The organism is Oricola nitratireducens, assembly GCF_014904745.1.
In the GTDB taxonomy this organism is placed as follows: Bacteria; Pseudomonadota; Alphaproteobacteria; order Rhizobiales; family Rhizobiaceae; genus Oricola; species Oricola nitratireducens.
The window spans coordinates 1-275 of record NZ_JACZCS010000065.1; the positions used below are offsets into that span (position 1 = coordinate 1).

The 275-nt window shown below is 68.7% G+C and carries 1 protein-coding gene; it reads left to right on the forward strand.

What is annotated here, in order from left to right:
* Window positions 1-275: transposase (locus IG169_RS23805; RefSeq protein ID WP_193178768.1), on the forward strand; the 275-nt coding region annotated here is incomplete at both ends.

Consider the following 275-nt stretch of genomic DNA (forward strand, 5'->3'; position numbering starts at 1 on the left):
GCATATGATCGTGCCGGGTGGCGGCATCTCGCCGGACGGAAGCCGATGGATACCGTCGCGCCCGGCCTTCCTCCTCCCGGTGCACGTGCTCGGCAAACTGTTCCGACGCCTGTTCCTCACCCGGCTGCTCACGCTGCACGAGGCGGGGCGGCTCGCCTTCTTCGGATCGATGGAGCAACTCACTGAGCGGCGGGCATTCCTGCGGCATCTGTTGCCGGTCCGCAAGAAGCGCTGGGTGGTCTACGCCAAGGCGCCGTTCGCCGGGCCGGAGGCGG